Genomic DNA, 634 nt, shown 5'->3' on the forward strand with positions numbered 1-634 from the left:
GTGCGGCGTCGCGCCGCGGACCTTCAGCACCGAGCCGGCCTGGTCGTTGCCGTCAACAACCGGCAGACCTGGCGCCCCGATTTCCAGCCCGGGCTGCGGAAAAGGGTAGAGCGCCCCTTCGCGTCGCGCCTTCAGCAGCCGGGCCACATAGATCCGGCCATGCGTGGCGCTCAGCGCCGGCGGCAGCTCAACCGATATGGCAAAGCGATCTCCGATCCGGTTCAGGCGCTGGGCAGCACCGCCTTGCGGTCCCTGCAGCACGTTGCCGAAGTCCATGAGCTCGGGCTCCGCCGAGCGGATGCCCGGCAGATGCGGAAGCAGGATCGCCATGGCTTAGCCCAGCCCCAACTTGCGGCCCTGCCTGCGGGCGCTCCGGATCTGCGTTTCGCCCACGGCGCCGACCATCGCGGCCTGCGAATAGCTGGCCGCGATGGGCTGAGCCGTCTCTGCCGAGACCCGACGAATTCTCACGTCAAGGCCGTCTTCGGTACGAACCTCCCAGACCACCCGATCCTCTCGGCGCTGTAGCTGCGGCACGCGCGGCAGACTTGGAATGCTGGTGATCCCGGCTAGGCCGCCATTGGCGAAACCAGGCAGGTCGTTGTCGTTGATCGCCTTCAGCAGCGGCAGATAG

The 634-nt window shown here is 67.7% G+C and carries 1 protein-coding gene and 1 pseudogene; both read right to left on the reverse strand.

The features are described 5' to 3' along the window. Positions 1-330, reverse strand: a pseudogene (locus PYV61_RS26340) (hypothetical protein); the annotation flags it as partial. Positions 331-333: 3 nt separating this feature from the next. Continuing rightward, positions 334-634 (reverse strand): hypothetical protein (locus tag PYV61_RS26345; protein ID WP_275836859.1); only part of this gene is annotated, 301 nt, incomplete at its 5' end.

Source organism: Roseisolibacter sp. H3M3-2, assembly GCF_029211165.1.
Taxonomy (GTDB): domain Bacteria; phylum Gemmatimonadota; class Gemmatimonadetes; order Gemmatimonadales; family Gemmatimonadaceae; genus Roseisolibacter.